General features: G+C 68.6%; 20 protein-coding genes and 1 tRNA gene. 8 read left to right on the top strand and 13 right to left on the bottom strand.

Translation table 11 applies throughout. From position 1 onward, the window contains the following. Positions 1-11: 11 nt before the first annotated feature. Together VZQ01_RS32305 and VZQ01_RS32300 are read left to right on the top strand one after the other, a co-directional pair. On the top strand, positions 12-386 hold the full coding sequence (locus VZQ01_RS32305) for an MGMT family protein (protein ID WP_426745569.1): 375 nt from the start codon (positions 12-14) through the stop codon (positions 384-386). 75 nt (positions 387-461) lie between these two features. Continuing rightward, positions 462-534 (top strand) — tRNA-Ile (locus VZQ01_RS32300). A 142-nt stretch (positions 535-676) separates the two neighbouring features. On the opposite strand, the gene VZQ01_RS32295 is transcribed toward VZQ01_RS32300, so the two are convergent. From VZQ01_RS32295 to VZQ01_RS32275, 5 genes are all read right to left on the bottom strand, one after another. Next, positions 677-1,033, bottom strand: coding sequence for a hypothetical protein (locus tag VZQ01_RS32295; protein WP_426745568.1), 357 nt, complete (start codon positions 1,031-1,033; stop codon positions 677-679). Between the two features lie 11 nt (positions 1,034-1,044). Then, on the bottom strand, positions 1,045-2,526 hold the full coding sequence (gene tnpC / locus VZQ01_RS32290; RefSeq protein WP_426745567.1) for an IS66 family transposase: 1,482 nt from the start codon (positions 2,524-2,526) through the stop codon (positions 1,045-1,047). 43 nt (positions 2,527-2,569) lie between these two features. Next, the gene (tnpB, locus tag VZQ01_RS32285) at positions 2,570-2,995 is read right to left on the bottom strand and encodes an IS66 family insertion sequence element accessory protein TnpB (RefSeq protein WP_426745047.1); all 426 of its coding nucleotides are present in this window, start codon (positions 2,993-2,995) and stop codon (positions 2,570-2,572) included. Beyond that, positions 2,992-3,369 (bottom strand): transposase, encoded by a 378-nt coding sequence (locus tag VZQ01_RS32280; RefSeq protein ID WP_426745048.1) that lies wholly within the window; start codon positions 3,367-3,369, stop codon positions 2,992-2,994. The genes tnpB and VZQ01_RS32280 overlap by 4 nt, the downstream gene beginning before the upstream one ends. An 87-nt stretch (positions 3,370-3,456) precedes the next feature. Then, on the bottom strand, positions 3,457-3,597 hold the full coding sequence (locus tag VZQ01_RS32275; RefSeq protein ID WP_426745566.1) for a hypothetical protein: 141 nt from the start codon (positions 3,595-3,597) through the stop codon (positions 3,457-3,459). Between the two features lie 165 nt (positions 3,598-3,762). Here VZQ01_RS32275 and VZQ01_RS32270 point away from each other — a divergent pair, with 165 nt between their 5' ends. After that, on the top strand, positions 3,763-4,419 hold the full coding sequence (locus VZQ01_RS32270) for a hypothetical protein (RefSeq protein WP_426745565.1): 657 nt from the start codon (positions 3,763-3,765) through the stop codon (positions 4,417-4,419). Positions 4,420-4,588: 169 nt separating this feature from the next. Here the strand turns inward: VZQ01_RS32270 and VZQ01_RS32265 are convergent, their stop codons facing one another. Then, positions 4,589-5,092, bottom strand: a complete 504-nt coding sequence (locus VZQ01_RS32265; protein WP_426745564.1) for a hypothetical protein — start codon at positions 5,090-5,092, stop codon at positions 4,589-4,591. Positions 5,093-5,766: 674 nt separating this feature from the next. Beyond that, entirely contained in the window at positions 5,767-6,255 is a 489-nt protein-coding gene (locus tag VZQ01_RS32260) for an Lrp/AsnC family transcriptional regulator (protein ID WP_426745563.1), read from the bottom strand. Between the two features lie 64 nt (positions 6,256-6,319). Between VZQ01_RS32260 and VZQ01_RS32255 the strand changes: the two genes are divergently transcribed. The 3 genes from VZQ01_RS32255 to sigJ all read left to right on the top strand — a co-directional run bounded on the left by VZQ01_RS32255 (position 6,320) and on the right by sigJ (position 10,873). After that, positions 6,320-8,425 (top strand): M3 family metallopeptidase, encoded by a 2,106-nt coding sequence (locus VZQ01_RS32255; RefSeq protein WP_426745562.1) that lies wholly within the window; start codon positions 6,320-6,322, stop codon positions 8,423-8,425. Positions 8,426-8,874: 449 nt separating this feature from the next. Continuing rightward, positions 8,875-9,867 (top strand): hypothetical protein, encoded by a 993-nt coding sequence (locus VZQ01_RS32250; RefSeq protein ID WP_426745560.1) that lies wholly within the window; start codon positions 8,875-8,877, stop codon positions 9,865-9,867. 109 nt (positions 9,868-9,976) lie between these two features. Then, positions 9,977-10,873, top strand: a complete 897-nt coding sequence (gene sigJ, locus VZQ01_RS32245; RefSeq protein WP_426745559.1) for an RNA polymerase sigma factor SigJ — start codon at positions 9,977-9,979, stop codon at positions 10,871-10,873. Here the strand turns inward: sigJ and VZQ01_RS32240 are convergent. Continuing rightward, the gene (locus tag VZQ01_RS32240; RefSeq protein ID WP_223745443.1) at positions 10,861-11,346 is read right to left on the bottom strand and encodes a carboxymuconolactone decarboxylase family protein; all 486 of its coding nucleotides are present in this window, start codon (positions 11,344-11,346) and stop codon (positions 10,861-10,863) included. The two genes, sigJ and VZQ01_RS32240, sit on opposite strands and share 13 nt — an antisense overlap. 666 nt (positions 11,347-12,012) lie before the next feature. On the opposite strand from VZQ01_RS32240, the gene VZQ01_RS32235 reads away from it, so the two are divergent. Together VZQ01_RS32235 and VZQ01_RS32230 are read left to right on the top strand one after the other, a co-directional pair. Beyond that, positions 12,013-12,843 (top strand): hypothetical protein, encoded by an 831-nt coding sequence (locus tag VZQ01_RS32235; protein ID WP_426745558.1) that lies wholly within the window; start codon positions 12,013-12,015, stop codon positions 12,841-12,843. Positions 12,844-13,005: 162 nt separating this feature from the next. After that, complete coding sequence (locus VZQ01_RS32230) at positions 13,006-13,209, top strand: YjzC family protein (RefSeq protein WP_223745441.1); 204 nt, start codon at positions 13,006-13,008, stop codon at positions 13,207-13,209. 27 nt (positions 13,210-13,236) lie between these two features. Here the strand turns inward: VZQ01_RS32230 and VZQ01_RS32225 are convergent, their stop codons facing one another. The 5 genes from VZQ01_RS32225 to VZQ01_RS32205 all read right to left on the bottom strand — a co-directional run bounded on the left by VZQ01_RS32225 (position 13,237) and on the right by VZQ01_RS32205 (position 18,310). Beyond that, positions 13,237-13,911, bottom strand: a complete 675-nt coding sequence (locus VZQ01_RS32225) for a DUF2306 domain-containing protein (protein ID WP_223745440.1) — start codon at positions 13,909-13,911, stop codon at positions 13,237-13,239. A 44-nt stretch (positions 13,912-13,955) separates the two neighbouring features. Then, a complete protein-coding gene (locus tag VZQ01_RS32220) occupies positions 13,956-15,092 on the bottom strand; it encodes a hypothetical protein (RefSeq protein WP_426745556.1) in 1,137 nt (378 codons plus the stop codon). 76 nt (positions 15,093-15,168) lie between these two features. After that, positions 15,169-16,053 carry a CheR family methyltransferase gene (locus VZQ01_RS32215; RefSeq protein ID WP_426745555.1) on the bottom strand — a complete coding sequence of 295 codons (885 nt, stop codon included), beginning with the start codon at positions 16,051-16,053 and terminating at the stop codon, positions 15,169-15,171. A gap of 4 nt (positions 16,054-16,057) precedes the next feature. Then, positions 16,058-16,633 carry a chemotaxis protein CheW gene (locus VZQ01_RS32210; RefSeq protein ID WP_426745554.1) on the bottom strand — a complete coding sequence of 192 codons (576 nt, stop codon included), beginning with the start codon at positions 16,631-16,633 and terminating at the stop codon, positions 16,058-16,060. A gap of 15 nt (positions 16,634-16,648) precedes the next feature. Continuing rightward, positions 16,649-18,310 (bottom strand): methyl-accepting chemotaxis protein, encoded by a 1,662-nt coding sequence (locus VZQ01_RS32205; protein WP_426745553.1) that lies wholly within the window; start codon positions 18,308-18,310, stop codon positions 16,649-16,651. Positions 18,311-18,312: the final 2 nt, after the last annotated feature.

The following is an 18,312-nucleotide window of genomic DNA, read 5'->3' as shown; positions in this document are numbered from 1 at the left end:
TCCCGCGCGGCATGGCGCTCTTGAGACCGAGGACGAAGACGCGGGTGAAGCAGGCGCAGACAGCGCCGAAGCGTGCGCCCTTCACGGAGGCGGTGTGGCGCACGGTGCGCTCGATTCCGCGCGGAGAGGTCCGCACCTACTCCCAGGTGGCCCTCTATGCGGGGCGGCCCGGCGCGGCGCGCGGCGTGGGGCGGGAGATGGCGATGCTGCCCACGGGGAAGGAAGTGCCCTGGTGGCGGGTGACGCGCGCGGGAGGGGTGCTCGCGCCCATGGTGGCCCAGGAGCAGGCGAAGCGGCTGCGCGCCGAGGGCGTCGTGGTGGAGCAGCGAGGGCAGACGTTCCGCGTCAAACGGGACGAGGACGCGGCGCCCAAGGCCAGACGCTGACACAGGGCCGGGTGGCGCTTGCCAGACCCGGTGCGCGGAGTTATGCCCAGGCCCACGCGGGTTGCACACGCATGAGGGCCCTTAGCTCAGCGGTTAGAGCTGTCGGCTCATAACCGATTGGTCCCTGGTTCGAATCCAGGAGGGCCCACTCCCCTCAACCCCGCCCAGAACCTCGGGAATCTCCCCGGCGGCGTCTGCGCGTTGAGCCGCCTCCGCCGAGTTCCGCAGTAACTCCTCGCCGCGCCCCGTCTGGTGCGGCGAGGAGATTCGTGAAAGGGGCGGCGCGGGAATCAGCGGCGAGGGGCGCGAGCTTCTGCCCAAAGGGAGACGTCACCGTTCGGCGCCTGGCGGAGTTCCCAGGCGCCGATGCCACGCAAGTCACGGGCGAAGAGCTGGCGCTTGCGGGCCACCAGCATGTCGATGGTAGCGCGCATGGTGGAGCGGCCCGGTTCTGGTAGCGCGTCGAGCCGGCGGTAGAGGTCCGGCAGCAAGTCTTCCCCGCCCCAGGCCGCGGTGACGAGCGCATTCCAGGCGGTGATGGCCACCTGGAGGATGCTGCGACGTTGCTCGAGGGGCACGCTGGGGGGCATGCCTTCGAAGAGCGGCGAGGCGTAGTCCAGGAGGGTTGCCGAAATCTTCGTCTCCATGGAGGAGCTCCTCAGTGGGCCATCATCTGATGGGGTAGTAGTGGCGGCTGCCCGCGCAGGGCGGCGAGCGCGGCGGCGCGCAGGTAGGCTTTCGGCTCGAGGCCGCACAGCTTCGCGGACTCCAGCAGTGAGTAGAAGAGGGCGGCGGCCTGGGTGCCACGACGGCTTCTGCTGCCGTAGTGATTCTTGCGTCCCACCACGGGCCCCCGCAGGGCGCGCTCGGTGGAGTTGTTGTCCAGGGACACGCGCGCGTCGTTGACGAAGCAGGTGAGGCCTGGCCACAGCTTGCCCAGGTACGCGAGCGCGCGTCCGAAGCCCGACTCGGGGAGCGCGGTCTGCGCGAGGGCCCACGCGTGCAGGCGCTCCAGCAGAGGGCGGCTGTGCTGCTGCCGGAGGGCCAGCAGGCGGGCTTCGTCGGGTGGCCCGGTGCGGTACTCCCGCTCGATTCGGTACAGCTCGCCGATGAGGTGGAGTGCGACGTCGGCCTCGGGCGCCCCGCATTCCAGGAACTTCCTTCGCGCGTGGGCCCAGCAGTGCGCGACACCGAAACGCCCCTGGCTGGCGGCGGCCAGCGCGTCGTACACCGCGTAGCCGTCCGTCATGAGCAGGCCAGAGTACCCCTTCAGCAGCTCGCGCGCCGCCTGGGCGCCGCGGCCCTCGGCCACGCGGTAGACAACGGCGGTGGACGAGGCGAGCGCCCACAGGTGCCACTTCGCCTGGCCCTGGCTGCCCAGCAGCGGCCAGCGCGTCTCGTCCGAGCCCAGCACGCCTTGCAGCAGTTGGTAGGCCCACAGCGCGTCGTAGGTGGGCAGCAGCAGACGCACCAGCGCCGCCAGCTGGTCCCACAGCGTCTGGCTGTCGCAGGTGAGGCCCTCGCGCGCCATGGCGCGCACCTGCCTCTCCAGCGGCAGGTGGTCCAGGTACTTGGAGGCGGCCACCTCGACGGCGAAGTCGAGGGAGTAGCGGCCGCCGGGCTGCAGCTTCTGGGGGCCAGGGGCCGTCTCGACGCACGCGTTGCACGCGCAGCGGTACTTCTGCCGGCGGTGGCGCTTGAGGACGAAGCGGCGCTCGAGGACGTCGACTTCCTCCGACTCCTCGAAGCAGCCCTCCATGGGCGCCAGCTGCCCGCCGCAGGAGGGGCATTGCGTGTCGGCCTCGTCCAGCACGTGCACCACCTCTACCAGCGGGAGGGCCTGCTGCACACGCGGGCCATGGCCGCGCCGCACCGCTTCGGGGGCGCATGCGGCCTCGGGCCTGGGGGCCGGGCGCTTCTCGCTGGAGGGCGCGAAGAGCGCGGCGCGCGCATTGTCCAACTGGCGCTCCAACTCGGCCAGTCGTAGCTGGAGGTGCCTGGCGTCAGTGCCCTGCGCCGTCAGCAGCGCGCGGGTGAGTTCCACGTTGCGCCGCACCAGCCGGGCATTCTCCGCTTCGAGCAGGAGGGCGGCCTGTCGCAGCCGCTCCACGTCCTTCTCCTGTGCGAGGTGCACCGCCATGACTTACGTGCATGTGCCATGGCGGTGCGTCCGGAGGCAAGCGTCAGCGCCCGGTGCCGACGAAGGGCGCGCTGTCGGCATCCGCGCCTGCGCGCTGGCCACGCGCTCGCGCGAAGAGGGACAGCGGTGTCGCCGAGGCGGGAGCGCGCCCGACGAGCTCGCTGCCCTCGAAGAAGAGCGCGAGCTCGGAGAGCGCCAACTGCACGGGCGAGCCCGGTGCCTCGTGTTTCCAGAGGGCCGCGAAACGGCCTCGCTCCAAGCGCTTGGAGAACAGGCACAGCCCCGTACCATCGAAGAAGAGGGCCTTGGCCCGGCGACGACTCCTCCCCACGAAGAGGAAGACGTCACCCGACAGCAAGTCGCGGCCCATGTGGCCCGTCACCAGCGTGGCCAGCGTGTCGAAGCTCTTGCGCATGTCGCACGGCTGTCCATACGCGTACACCGCCAGCCGCCGGGTGGAGCCAATCATCCCCCCAACTCCCGCAGCAACCGCGCCACCTGCTTCAGCGTCAATCCTTCCACTCGCACGCCCCCGGCAGCGTGCACCACCGGGCGCTCCTGCTCTGCCTCGCGCTTCACCGCGACGGGGCGGAACACCCGCGACGTCTCCTTGCCTCCCTCGGGACTCACCCCTCCTCGCCGCACCTGCTGGTGCCACCTCGACAACGTCCAGGACGACATCCCCAACTCCTTGGCCGCCGCCTCCTGTGTCACCCCTTGCGCTTGCCGGCCCCTCACGTACTCCACCGCCTGCGCGCGGAAGGCCTCGTCGAACCGCAGCTTCACTCCCACTCCCGCTCGCGCCTTCGCCTGCGCTCGCAACGTCTCCCTCATCTGCTCCATGTCCATTCACTCGCTCCTCTGCCGGGGAGCGACAACCTCCTCACCTCATGCCTCACTTGTCACGACGGGCTCCGGCGAGGAGTTACGCTACACCCGCGCCTTGAGCAGCAACGTTGCCGTGGTGTTGCGCAGGTCGTGGAAGCGGATGGCGCGCGGCTTGGCTGACGAAGGGACCGCCGGGCGCGGATGCTCCAGCGGTCTCTGCTCCAGGCGATTGGCACGACGCATGTGCCTCCTTCTCGCCTCATCGCAAGGATAGCGATTGCGAAGTTCAGCCTCCCCTCGGCGATTTCCTGGGGCGTCGGGGAAGCACCGACAAGTACCCGGCCTCACTGTGTGGACCACCTTTTACAGGCAGGCTATTCTTAGCGACACGTGCGGTAAGGAGGGCCAATGCAAGACTTGATCGCCAGCTTCACCTCCCCCATTTCCTCGGCGGAGGACGCGGATAAGGTACTCAAGGAAGCATCAAAGGCGCTCTGGTTCGTTGCCGGACTACAGACGCTCATTCTGCTGGTCTTGGCCTTCTTGGCGGAGGGTGATTCCGCGAGGCACATCAACGGTCTCACTGACGCCCTAATACTCGCAGTCGTGGCCTACTTCCTGCCGCGTCGTCGGAGTCGCGCCCTTGCTATTGGGGGGCTGCTGCTCGCGTCGGCCGAGCTGGCGACGACGGTGCTCAACCGGATGGGTGCGGCCTTTCCAGGGGGCCGCAATGTCTGGTTGGGACTCGCGCTCGTTGCGGTCTCTGTCTCCGGCGTGAGAGCGGCCTTCGCTTACCACCGCTACGTTCCTTCGCGCGCTCAGCCGGGAAACATCGCACTGGTAGTCGTGCTGACAAGCGTCTACGCGGTCATTACTTTGGTGGCCGCGTTTGTTCTGGCAGTCGTGCTCGGGCTATCGGACGATCAGTCCGGCTTCGCCGCCGTCGTTGCAGTGGTGATAGTGCTGACAGCGGGCTACGCAGGCTTCCTGCCCTTTGTCAAACACCGCCCTTTTGCCATCCCAGTGCCTACAACACCTAACGAGAGTGGAAGCCGGACTGGTTAGGAGTGTGGGCCATCTCCAATTTGAGGAGCATGGTCCGCAACCCCGTTCTCGACGCCTTCTGGCAGCACGTGGCGCCGCTGCTGCCTGCGCCCGGTTTAATTACTTCGCGGACACTCCACTACGCGATGGAATAGAGCACCAACCACGAAAGCCCAGCGGCGCTTACGTCCTACGCCGCCCTCACCTGTCTCAGGGACCCCCGTTTCTCCTTTTCGCGCTTGAGGGCGAGCATCCTCCTCCACAGGACTTCAAGGCTGAAGTCCGGGGTCACCGGCTCGTAGCCAGCGATGAACAACTTGAAATGCGTGTCGAGCTGCGCGGCCATGTGGTCATCCAGTCGCCTCCACCCGTCGCGATGCTTGAGAATCGACTCCCGAAGGCGGCTCACGTCCTCTGCGCTCATCGTCGCGGATGTTTGGGCATCACGCTCGATCTCTCGCAGCCGCTCCTCAGCACTATCTGGTGAGAGCTGCACCTCCCAATGTGAGTCGCCGCACCTGCGCAACGCATAGAGGCTATCTGACTCAATTGGGGGCCAGTCGAAGACGCGGTACTCGTACAGCATCGCCATCTCGACGAAATCGAACTCCCACGTGTCCGAGAACACATCTTGGCGCTTGTGGACTGTCATGCGACGGAGGGCCATCGCGCGCTGGAATCTCTTCGCGCGCATGGCGCTCCGAACCCACCAAACCGCCAATAGCGCGGCTAACCCAAGTGTGATCTCCACGCCTGCTCCCTCCGTCTCCCGTCGCGCGCAAATTTCGCGCGCTGTTGGCGGACGGGCAGCCTTCCGCACCGCGCCGGGCCGGGTCAACGGAGCCACGAGAGCGTGACCTCCGCTGAACGCTGGCCATGTCTGCCGGCCTGATGAGGACTCAACCGGCTCCGGTTCCCCCATAAGGCCGGGAACCGGGAACCGGGAACCGCCGGCCCGAACATCAGCGCCGCTCCCGGGCGAGAAGAGCCTCCAGCAACGCAGCCGGGATGCGGATGGCCCGCCCGACCCACACCCACTCCAGTTCCCCGCGTTCGAGGAGCGCGTAGACGGTGGCCCGGCAAAACGGCCAACGCCTCCGCCACCTCGCGCACCGTGAGCATCTGCGGGACCACAGGCCGCACCACGTTCCGCACCTCCGGCGCACCACGCCCAGTCGAAACCGTGGGAATAGTGCCAACGGGCGCCGCCCCCGCGCCCTCGGGAGCCTCAGTCTTTTCCGCAGGTTGCGAGCCAGTGCCAGTGCCTGCGAGCCCCTGCCAACCGGTCCCACCCCGGCTCATAACCGATTGGTCCCTGGTTCGAATCCAGGAGGGCCCACTCCCCTCACCTTCCGCGCGGCGCCGACGTCAGCGCGGTGGAATGCCGTCGCCATGCGCGTGGTCCACCGGCAATCCCAGGCGCGTGTATGAGAACACCAGCGACGTCTCGATGCGGCTCACCTCCGGCCGGCTGGTGAAGGACAGGATGGTCAGCCGCCGCAGGTGGTCGGTGTCCCGGCACACCACGTGGACGAGGAAGTCCGTGGTGCCGCCCAGGCAGTAGACGGCCACCGTCTCCGGCAGCGAGCGCAGGTGGTCTCCGATGTTGCCGAAGGCCTCGCCGGCATGGAGGCGGAGCTGGACGGCGATGAGCGCCTGCAGGCCGAGCCCCAATGAGTTCGCGTCCAGGTCCGCCTGATACCCCTTGATGACGCCTTCCTCCTCCAGCTTCCGCACCCGCGTGAGGCACGACGAGGGCGCGAGCCCCACCTGCGCGGCCAGCTCCTTGTTGGACAGCCGAGCATTGTTCTGGAGGGCGGTCAGAATCGCGCGATCGATTCGGTCGAGCTGGGGCATCGAGGTCTCCCGGACGAATTCCATTCGATGGATGGACGATAATCCGCACTCATATTCTGTCTCCATGCCAAAGAACAGAATCGGCGTGCTCGTCTTCCTCGTGGCGGGCCTGGCCTCCGCCGCCCCGGCCACGCCCGCCAACCCGTTGCTGGAGCCATGGACGGGCCCCCATGGCGGAGTGCCGCCCTTCGACCGGGTGAAGGTCGAGCAGTTCGAGCCGGCGTTCGAGGTCGCGATGGAGGAGAACCGGCGCGAGCTCGCCGCCATCCTCCACACGAAGGAGGCCCCGACATTCGAGAACACCATCGCCGCATTGGAAGACGCGGGGCGGACGTTCACCCGCGTCTACGAGGTCTACAGCGCCTGGTCCAAGGTGATGAACACGCCCGACTTCCAGCAGGTCGAGCGCACGATGTCGCCCAGACTGGCGGCCTTCTGGGACGAGCAGTCGCAAGACCTCGCCCTCTTCCAGCGAGTCCGGGCCGTCCATGACTCGCCCGAGATGGCGCGGCTGACGCCCGAGCAGCGGCGCCTCGTCCAGTACTACTACCGGGACTTCGCCCGCTCCGGCGCGAAGCTCGACGCCCCGGGCCGCAAGCGCATCGCCGAGCTCAACCAGCGCTTCGCCGCCCTCTACACCTCCTTCCGGCAGAACGTGCTCGCCGACGAGGCGAACGCGGTGGTCATCGACGACGAGGCGGACCTCGCGGGACTGCCGGAGGCCCTGCGCAAGGCCGGGGCCACCGAAGCCGAGGCACGCGGCCTGAAGGGCCGGTGGGTGGTGTCCAATACCCGCTCGGCCGTGGCGGACTTCCTCACGTACCTGGACGACAGGGCGCTGCGGGAGAAGGTGTGGCGCAACTACGACAGCCGGGGTGACCACGGCGACGCGCACGACAACAACGCCATCGTCCGCGAAATCCTCACCCTGCGCGCCGAGCAGGCCCGGCTGCTGGGATTCCCGACCTACGCGCACCGGCAGCTCGAGGGGACCATGATGGCCACCCCCGAGCGCGCCATGAAGCTGCTGATGGACACCTGGGCCCCCTCCGTCGCGCAGGTGCGCGCGGACGTCACCGCGACGCGAGCGCTCGCGCGGCGCTCCGGGCTCACGGGGGACCTCGCGCCGTGGGACTACCGCTACTTCGCGGAGAAGGTGCGCAAGGCGAAGTACGACTTCGACGACACCGAGGTGAAGCCCTACCTCCAGTTGGAGAAGCTGAGGGAGGGCATGTTCTGGGTGGCCGGCGAGCTGTTCGACTACACCTTCGCGCCCGCGGCCCGCGTGCCCGTCTACCACCCCGACGTGCGCGTCTTCGAGGTGAAGGAGCGCGCCAGCGGGCGTCACGTGGGGCTCCTGTACTTCGACCCCTATGCGCGCCAGGGCAAGTACAACGGCGGCCAGACGGACCCGTACCGTGTCCAGGAGCGGTTCCGGGGGGAAGCCACCCCCATCGTGACGAACAACCTGCCCTTCGTGAAGCCAGGGCCCGGCGAGGCGGCCCTGGTCGGCTGGCGCGACGCGCTGACGCTCTTCCACGAGTTCGGCCACGCGTTGCACGTGCTGAACTCCAACGTGTCCCATCCCTCGCTGAGCGGCGGACGCGTGGTGCGCGACTACGGGGAGTTCTCGGGCAAGCTGCTGGAGCGCTGGGTGGCGACGCCCGAGGTGCTGGGACGCTTCGCGATGCACCACAAGACGGGCAAGCCGATGCCGCCGGCGCTGCTGGCGAAAATCCAGAAGGCCGCGACGTTCAACCAGGGCTTCTACCTGGTCGACTACCTCACCTCCGCGCTGGTCGAGATGAAGTTGCACCTGGCGAAGGAACAGCCCCTGGACCCGGACGCGTTCGAGCGCGACACGCTCCAGCAGCTCGGGGCCCCTGCGGAGGTCGGCATGCGCTTCCGGATGCCGCACTTCACCCATGTCTTCGAGGGCGACTCGTACGCCGCTGGCTACTACATGTACCTCTGGGCGGACGTGTTGGCCGCCGACGCGTTCGCGGCCTTCAGACAGGCGCGGCGTCTGCACGACCCCAAGGTGGCGGCGCGGCTGCGACAGCACGTGTTCTCCGTGGGCAACACCGTGGACCCGTTCGAGGGCTACCGCGCGTTCCGCGGCCGGGACGCCACCAGCGAGGCCCTGCTGCGCGAGCGCGGCATCCACTGACTCCGTCTCGTGAGACGGAGGTCACACGTCGCTCCACGGGGTGCCGCTCACGGCACCACGTGGACCGTCGTGCTGGAGCGACTGGCGCCGTAGCCCAGGGAGAGGGTCACCTTGTAGCGCCCCGGCAGCCAGTAGCGGTGCGCAAGCGCGCCGACCACCGCGCCGTCGACGTCGCGGGCAGGCACACCTCGCAGGCGTTCGCTGGGTTCGCCCGTGGACGAGGCAAGGGGTATTCCAGCGGCCGGTCATCGGGCTGAGGTCCCCGTCTCAGCACGTGTGACATGAAACGCTACTCAGCCCGTGACACAGATCGCCACTCACCGAGAAGTCAATCAGCACCCATTGTGAACACCATTCAAGACAGTCAGTCTGCATGTGCAACTCTTTGACGGAGGTTACACATGTTCCCCTCGCAGACTGGCCTGATTCGTTTCGCGTCAAGGCTCCCCTTGCTCGCGCTCCTCGTCGCCCTGAGCGTCGTCCCCTGGAGCGCGTCGGCTCAGCAGGCACGGATCCCCGGTGGACTCATCGGCGTCGGGTATCAAGGCCACATCGGCCCTCCGAAGTGGGTCCAGCTGGCCTGCAAGTACACGGCGGTCTACGCCCCATGTCACTGCCCACCTCCCACCGTCGCCAACTTCGATACGGCGCAGGGCTGCTCCAATGAGAGCCAGGAGTGGGCCAATCGGGACGCCTTGAACACCTGCATCAATCTCTGCGCGAAGGCCGCCAAGGACTCTCCGGGCGCCGGCGGTGGCATCAACGGCGGCGTCCTGGGGCGCCCGGGAGGCTCGACGAAGGGCGGCATTTCGACTGACGGCGCGGGCACCGTGGCGGCCCTGGGGGCGGAGGGCTTCGTGGGGTTCGTCCCCTTCCGCACCGAGCCCCTCTTCGACACGAAGAAGGAGCCGCTGGCCAACGCGGTCGCGGACGCCACGCGCGTGCCCTGGGTGTTCCTCGATGGCCTGGGCGAGTCCATCCCGTGGGAAGACCCGCACGGCTCGGCGGCCTTCGTCCAGGCCTACTGGAGCGAGCGCGGCGCGCCCCGCCCCATCGGCCACTGCAAGCACGCCCTCCAGGTCTCCTGCCCTCTCGAGAGCGTGAAGCTCGGTGACAGCCTCCAGGTCTGCTCGGGGGAGAGCGAGGACGACGCCAAGGCCATCGCCGAGACGAGCTGCGCGCCGCTGCGCTACGACGCGCTGAGCCGCACCTGGAAGGCGTGGGGCCTGTTCGGCATCCCCGATGAGGGGCCGTATCGCGTGCCGACCGCCACCGTCCTCGCCGTGGGGCACCAGAAGTTCCTCGGCTTCATGCCCTCCAGCCTGGAGCCCGTGGGCCCCTACGAGGACTGGAACAAGCTGGCGGACGAGCTGCTGGAGCGCACGGAGGGCACCACCGTGTGGCTCGCCGGCCCGGCGAAGTACTACTCCGCCCAGGAGTAACTGCCCCCTCAGCCCGCCTCGCGGCGCATGCACGAGGCGGGCACCTGGACGGTGCGGCGCGGCCTGTCACGGGGTAGGAGGCTCATGCGTCCTACGCTCCAGGATGACCATGACCTCGCCCCCTCCCCCTCCGACTGCCGAGGACCTGCAGCGCCACCGCCCGCGGCTGCTGGGGCTCGCGTACCGGATGCTCGGTGAGCTGGCCCCCGCCGAGGACGTGGTGCAGGACGCCTACCTGCGCTGGCACCAGGAGGGCTCGCGGGACATCCAGAGCGCGGAGGCATGGCTGATCACCGTGGTGAGCCGGCTGGCGATCGACCGGCTGCGCCGCGCCGCCACCGAGCGCGCCGCCTACGATGGCCCCTGGCTGCCAGAGCCCGTGCTGACCGAGGCGCCCACTCCGGAACAGGCCGCGGAGCGCGCCTCGGACCTGTCGGTCGCGCTGCTGGTGTTGCTCGAGTCGCTGAAGCCCGAGGAGCGCGTGGCCTTCCTGCTGCGCGAGGTCTTCGGTGAGGAGTACGAGACGCTGGCGCGGGTGCTGGGGCGCAACGAGCCGGCGGTGCGGCAGCTGGTGCACCGGGCGCGCGAGCGGGTGCGGGAAGGACGTCCGCGCTTCCCTTCACCTCCCGGGATGAAGGAGCAGCTCCTGCAGCGCTTCCTCTCCGCGCTCGGTACGGGAGACCAGGCGGCGCTGGTCTCGATGCTCGCCCCGGGCGTGACGTTCACCAGTGACGGAGGCGGCAAGGCCTACGCGGCGCGCAAGCGCATCGAGGGCGCCGAACGCATCATCCGGATGTTGCTCGGGCTGAGACAGAAGCTGCGCGGCACGATGGAGCACCGCATCGTGTCGCTCAACGGGCAGCCCGCCGCGCTCACCTTCCGCGACGGGGTGCTCTTCCATGCGACGATGCTCGAGGTGGACGGCGAGCACATCCGCGCCATCTACCGGGTGCTCAACCCCGACAAGCTCCAGCGGCTCGAGCGCGACGCCATTCACCTCGCGTGAGTCACGGCCCCAGGCGGCGTGCGCAGGGGGACGCCGATGCGATTGAGCGCGTTGATGAGCGCCACCTGCGCGACCAGCGCCGCGAGTGACGCGTCGTCGAACGCCGCCCGCGCCGCGTCCCACACCGCGTCCGGTACACCCTCGGGCCCCAGCTGGGTCGCGGCCTCGGTGTAGGCGAGCGCGGCGCGCTCCGCGTCACTGAAGAGCAGGGACTCGCGCCAGACTACGACCTGGTGGAGGCGCTCGTCGGATTCTCCCAGGTGGCGCGCTTCACGCACGTGCATGTCCACGCACAGGACGCAGCCGTTGTGCTGCGAGGCGCGAATCTTCACCAGCTCACGGAGGTTCGGAGCCAACGGGCTCTCGCGCAGCGCCGCATCCACGGCGAGGAAGGCGCGGTAGGGCGCGGGGGCGAGCCGGGCGATGTCCAAACGGGGACGCGGGTGTGACGTGTCGTTTCGGGGGGTCTGCATCGAGGGGTCTCCTGATGGGTGCGCGCAAAAGACGTGCGGCTGTTTCGCCTGTGACAGCCGGAGTCCGCGGGCCCTGTCCCACCCGGATGTGATGAACCTGGAGTCGCCACGCTGAGAAGAAGTTTTCCCATCCCCGCCGGGCACACGCATTGCTGGGATTCCCGTGACGGCGAGAGTCAGGGAGGGCGGATGCACGGTGGATGGCGATGGGCAACGGCGGTGGGCATGGCGGTGTTCCTCGGCGCATGTGGCGAGTCCTCGGACAAGGACGCCCCCTCGGGTCCGGGCCCCTGGCCCACGGACGCGGTGAAGGACTACGCGACGGCGTTCGGTGTCGGCGCGGGGGTGCGGAGCATCGGCGTCGACGAGGGCCACAACATCTGGCTCTTGAAGGGCGACGAGATTGGCGTGCTGCGTCCTGGCGACACGGCGCCCACATGGACGCGTGGCGTGGGACAGGCCGCCGGGGGCTTCGGGCGGGACAAGAAGGCGCTCGGCTCCACCGTCATCTGCGGGGGTGAGGCGGGGCGCGCCTACGTGGGTTACCACACGTACGAATTACAGCCGGAGGTACCGGACAAACCTCACGCCTACATCCCCGGACCTGGGGAGCCGCACCACACCGAGGAGCGCTTCGCGGAGTACCAGAAGGGCGACCTGGACGCGGTGCGCGTGGAGTCCGACGGCACGGTGGTGCTGGAGGAGCACCTGTGGCGCAGCGCGGGTGTCTCGGGCGGACAGCAGCAGCTCGGCATCCGCAACACCAACGACTTCCACTACGACGAGGACCGCTCGGTGCTCGCCTGCCAGCGGGTGATGCGCGGCAGGGACCGGGGTGATGTCTACATCGGCACCAACCACGGCGTGACGTTGATTCGAGACCTCACGTACAACAGCCACCGCCACGCGGCCTGGTATCTCGAGACGCCGCGCGCGGACGGCAGCGTGTCCCAGTCACTCCAGGCGGGGTTCAACTGGGGGCTCGGAATCGGACCTGACGGTGAGGTGCTGGTGGCCAATGACTGGCTGGTGGGCATCCTCCAGCCGAACGGTGTGCTCGCGGACTTCGACCGGGAGCTCACCTGGGAAGGGCCGGTGCCCTGGAGCTACAAGGGGCACAACGCGCAACTCAACAGCCTGGAGTCCTTCGACCACTGGCGCGCCATCGCTCGCACGAAGGCGGGGACGACCTGGGTGGGCAGCCGTGACTTCGGCCTGTGGCGCATGGAGCAGACGGACCGCTCCAGCGCGAACTACACGCGCATCACCACCCTGCCCTCCTCCAACGTGACGGCGCTCGCGGCCACGGACGGCGGCATCGTCTACGTGGGCACGCAGGACCAGGGCCTGTGGCGCATCGAGGAGGACGGGGCGACGCTCACGCGCGTGGAGACCGTGACCGGGCGACAGGTGCTCCAACTCGTCTACGACCCCACCGTGGCACCGGCCATGCTCTATGTGCTGACCGACCTGGGGCTGACCGTGCTGCGGGAGTAGCGCGCCACAGACGTCCACCCGTGCCGTGAGAAGCTCACGGCAACGGGGCTGTTTTACCTACCACTTGGGAGGTATGGCTCGCGCCCGTCCATGGACTCAAAGTCTCACGCGGTGCCAATCGGCACGACAAGCCGTCTACCGAGGACGGACGGGGAGACCAACATGGCGACCGTGGGACAGCGATTCAAGACAGGCGAGACGTGCCCGACCAGGGGCAGCTACATCTTCGATGGATATACGGACAACACGACCACGCCAGCACCGACCAGCGAGGAGCGCGTCATCCAGCTCAACGTGAACGCGACGTTCCCGCCCATCAGGTCCTCCAACAAGGGGGCGTACTGGAAGCTCGCGCGAATCCTGTAACCTCACGTGACTTCCACGTAGCCAGCGTCACGACGCCACGAGTTCACGCGTCGGAAGCTGCCTGCGTGACATGAGGCAGGCCACGCCGAGGTTGGGGACCCAGCAGAGCCACGCGACGATTCGGTAGGCCGTGACGAAATCGCCCAGCGAGTGGACCAGCACGGGCATCCACAACCTCAGCGTGACCGCCGCGAAACAGGCCGCGAAGCTGTACGTCATCATGAGCCGGTGCTCCTCGACCCGCCGGTTCCTGATGAACCACCAGGCACTGGCCGTCGTCGCCAGCCAGATGACGCCCAGGCTGACGAAGCCCGACGCGGCGACAATGCCTCCCGTGGCGAAGAAGCCGATGTACACGGCCGCGAGCCCGCTCAACATGACCGCCCCGACATAGACCTTCCCGAGGAGCCGGTGCACACCCGGGTACTTGCCCCGCAACCTCGCGACGAACTGCGTCCAACCGACCGCCAGAGCGAGCCCACCCATCCCGACGTGGATGTAGAAGGCCGCGTTCCAGACGACGTCCATCAGCAACGCCTCGTCCTTCGAGCCGCGAATCCCGAAGCTCGAACCCGCGAGGAAGTAGCTGATGGGATACAGGCCCACGGCCACGCAGAGGAAGCCGAAGAGGAACCAACGGGCCTTGCGTGTCATCGTGGAGCCCCGGGGTTCGACATGGAGCGGCGTCGCGCGAGAATCCATCGCCCACGGCTACGGACCACGCCCCCTCCCGATTGCATCTCCCCCTAAAGAGAGGGCGCTCGCAGCTCCATCCGCAGCGTCTGCTTGCCCACCCACTCGCCTCGCAGCAGGTTCTTCCCCACCTCCAGCCGCAGGCTCGCCGCCGGGTTACCCTCCGCATCCCTTTCCTGCAGTTCGAGCTTCCCGCCCTCCACCCGGCCGTCCAGCTCGATGGGCTTGCGGTGCTTCTCGTAGAAGTACACGCCGGAGACCGAGTCGTCCCTCTGCCGCTCCAACATCATGACGATGGGCAGCTTGCCGATTCGCCCCCGCAGCACCTGCCCGAAGACTTCACCGGACACCCCTTGCCCTTCGCCCAGCAGCACGTGCTTGCCGTAGGCCGTCAGATGCGGACGCAGGGTGGCATACGGCAGGGCCAGGCTCACGCTGTCGACGTCATCGAGCGCACGTGACGCGTGGTTGCTGCACCGCTCCGCGGTCATCCGCGCTTCCGCACCGGTGAACTCCCAGCGCTCGTGGAACGTGTTCCTCGTGCGCTCCTCCTCCGCGTTCGCCTCGACGCCCTCCAGGCACTCGCGATTGAACGCGAGGCGCTCCTCCAGGTCCGCCACCGTGTCGCTCGCGGCCTTCTTCTTGCTCGACGCCTTCAGCTCCCGCTCATACTTCGCAACCTGCTCCCGGTAGAGCCGCAGCTTCTCCTTGTTCATGCGCAGGACCAGGGCCCGCACGCCCGCGGGGGTGAACAACTCCCGTGGATTCAGCTGACGTCCCGTGCGCACGTCGAAGCTGTACGCCACGCCGTAAGTCTCGCAGTAGGCCCCGCAGCCCTCGACATCGAAGCGAATCGTGAGCAGGCGCCCATCGTTCCGCGTCACAGTGAAGCCCTGCTCGGAGAGCCCCGACAGGTCCAGTCCGTCGGCCGGCAGCCGCGCCTCCACCTTCGTGGGCGTCAACGCCTTGAACCGACCGATGAACAAAGCGTCGTTGATGTTGGCGGCCACCTCCGGCTTCTCGTGCGTGACGAACGCCATCTGGAGATCCCCCACCGGGAAGACGCTCTCCGCCTCCGGCTTGGGGAGGACCGTGAGCGTGCGCACCTCCAACCCCTCCGCCCCTGCCCTCCCAGTGAGCAGAATGGCCAGGAGCGGGAGCAGCACGAGACGCATGGGAAGACGCTTCATCGGAAGACCTCGGACAGGACGACCACGCCGACATCCTGCCTCAAGGCCCGCCGGAGCACATCCCGAGCAGCGCGCTTCAATACCGCGCTGTCACCCAGCCCCGAGGCGTGTACACGTTCGCGCTCACGGAGCGGACATCCACGTCGACGCCAATCAGGCTCTCCGCGTGCCCCAGGAAGAAGTACCCCGTGGGCGCGAGCCGCTGGACCATTCCGCCAATCACCCGGCTTCGCGCCTCCGCGCCGAAGTAGATGAGCACGTTGCGACAGAAGATGAGGTCGAACGGCCCCGGAGGCCACTCGCCGGGCGCGTTCAGGTTGACGCGCGCGTAACGCATCAGCGCCCGCAGCTCCGGCCCCGCCTTCATCATGCCCTCCTGCGTCCGCACCCCCTTGAGCATGTACGCCCGGAGCAGCGGCTGCGGAATCGTGGCCGCCCGCTCCAGCCCCCACAGCCCCTCCTGCGTCCGCGCCAGCGCCCACGTGGACAGGTCCGTCGCCAGCACCTCCAGGCTCCACCCCGAGCCTCGCGGGAAGGCCTCCAACAAGCTCATCGCGAGCGAATAGGGCTCCTCTCCCGTGGAGCACGCCGCGCTCCAGACCCGCAGGCTCCGCGCCCGACGACCCGCCTGGGCCTGCGCAATCCAGTCCGGGAAGATGCGCTCGCGCAAGAGCTCGAAGTGCTGGGGCTCACGGAAGAACGCCGTCTCATGGGTGCAGAGGCTGTCCAGCATCCGCACCTTCTCGGCCTCGTGCCCCCGCTCGGTGACGTACGTGTAATACGCGCCGAACGACGTCAGCCCCAGCTCCCGGAGCCGCCGCGAGAGCCGGTTCGCCACCAGCGCATCCTTGGCCTGCGACAGGTGGATGCCCGCCTCACGCTCCACCAGCGCCTGGAACAGGGCGAGCTCCCGCGACGTCAACACCGGGGGCGCGGCGGGTGGACGCGTGAAGTCGCTCATCGCGTCAGCCGTTGCCGGGGGCCTCGTCCGGGACAGGCTCTACCGCGACAACGGAGACCGGCGTGCTCAACGGCTCGCCCCCGGCGGCCTGCTCGGCGGAGGCGGTCTCCAGGCTGAGCAGCTCCGCCACGGACAACAGCCGGTCCAGGTCCAGCAGCATGATGAACGTGTCCTCGTGCCGCCCCAGGCCCACGAGGAAGTCCAGCCGCACGCGCGTGCCGAACGCGGGCGGCTGCTCGATGTCCTCCGGCCCCAGCTCCAGGACCTCGCTCACCGAGTCCGCCAGGAGCCCCATGGCGCCCTGCCGCCCGTCGAGCGACACCTCGACGATGACGAAGCACGTCCACCGGGTGATGGGCCTCGGCGGCAGGCCGAACTTCACCGCCAGGTCCACCACCGGCACCACGCTGCCTCGCAGGTTGATGACCCCCTGCACCGCCGCGGGCATGCCCGGCACCCGGGTGATGGGGCGGTGCTCGATGATCTCCCGCACCCGCAGGATGCCGACGCCGTACTCCTCGCCCGCGAGCATGAAGCTCAGGTAGTTGGACCGGCCGGACTTCTCCATGGAGTCGCTCATGGCTCGGGCGCGCCCCTAGAACCGCTGGAAGTCCTGGTTGGACCCAGGCGCCGGTGACGCGGGCAGCGGCCCCTGCGCCGCCGCGAACAGCGACCTCGCCGGCGACGAGGGCGGACGCGGCGCGGGCGGCTTCGGCGGCGACATCCCACGCCCCACATACCCCGAGCCATCCGCGAGGCGGAAGAAGGTCATCATCTGCAAGAGCGACTCGGCCTGCGTCGCCATCTCCTCGGCCGTGGAGGACAGCTCCTCCGCCGCGGACGCGTTGCGCTGGGTGACCTGGTCCACCTGCACCATCGCGCGGTTCATCTGCGACACGCCGATGGCCTGCTCCTTCGACACCGTCGTCACCTGCTGCACCAGCTCCGCCGTGCGGCGGATGGCCGGCACCAGCTCCGCCAGCAGCTGTCCGCTGCGCTCGGCGACCCGGACGCTGGAGCTGGCCAGCGCGCCAATCTCCTTCGCGGACTTCTGGCTGCGCTCGGCCAGCTTGCGCACCTCCGTGGCCACCACCGAGAAGCCCCGGCCATGCTCCCCGGCGCGCGCGGCCTCCACCGCGGCGTTCAGCGCGAGCAGGTTCGTCTGGTAGGCAATCTCCTCGACGATGGAGATGCGCTCGGCGATGGCGTTCATCGCCTCCACCGTCTCCTTCACCGCGCGCCCGCTCTCCTCCGCGTCCCGCGCGCCCTTGACCGCCATCTGCTCCATCTGCCGGCTGTTCTCCGCGTTCTGGCTGATGGTGAGGTTGAGCTGCTCCAGGCTCGCGGTGGTCTCCTCCACCGAGGCCGCCTGCGTGCTCGTCCCCTGGGACAGCCCCTGCGAGGCGGCGGCCACATGGGTGGACGCGGAGGACAGCGAGCCCGCCGCGCCGCGCACCTCGCTGATGACCCCTGACAGCCGGTGGATCATCTCCCGCATGCCCGTCATCATCTGCCCCGTCTCGTCCCTGCCACGCACGGAGATGGTCGCCGTCAAGTCGCCGCCGGTGACCTGGTCGGTCACCTGCACGGCCTCGGTCAGCGGGCGGACGATGCTCCGCGTGAGGATGAAGGACAGCAGCCCCGCGAGCACCACGCCCAGCGCGCCGCCGAAGACGAGGGTGTCGTACAAGAGCTCCACCAGCCGGGCGACATCCTCCGAGCGCTTCGCCTGCAGCGAGCCCTCCTCGGTGGCCACCTCGGTGAGCAGCGTGCGCATCCGGTCCGCCATCTCCTTGCCGCGCGCGCCCTTCACCTCCTCGAAGAGGGCGTTCAGGTCCGACTTGCCCGCGAGGACCTCGCGCCGCCGGGCGATGGTGGACTCCAGGTGCTGGCCCTGCCACTGCTGGACCAGGTCCCGGACCTCCTGGAGCCGCTCCTGCTGCCGGGAGTTGTCCGTGGTCAGCTCCCGGATGTGGTTGAGGTTCTGCGCGAAGCTGACGCGCGCCGCGGTGTAGGGCTCCAGGAAGCGCTCGTCGCCGGTGATGAGGAAGCCGCGCTGGCCCGTCTCCAGGTCCGCGAGGTCGCCCTCCAGGGTCCGCACGGCCATGAGCACCTCGGTGATCTGCTTGCTCTCCACGTCCGCGACCGCGGTGCGGTTGAGCGTCGAGTACGTGGCCATCACGATGCCGATGAGGATGACCACCATCGACGTGAAGGCCAGCAACAATTTGCGGGTGATGCTCAGGTTGTCGAACACGT

Source organism: Myxococcus faecalis, assembly GCF_050039385.1.
Taxonomy (GTDB): Bacteria; Myxococcota; Myxococcia; order Myxococcales; family Myxococcaceae; genus Myxococcus; species Myxococcus fulvus.
The sequence above is the reverse complement of the archived record's forward strand: the minus strand, read 5'-3'. Positions and strand labels throughout refer to the sequence as shown.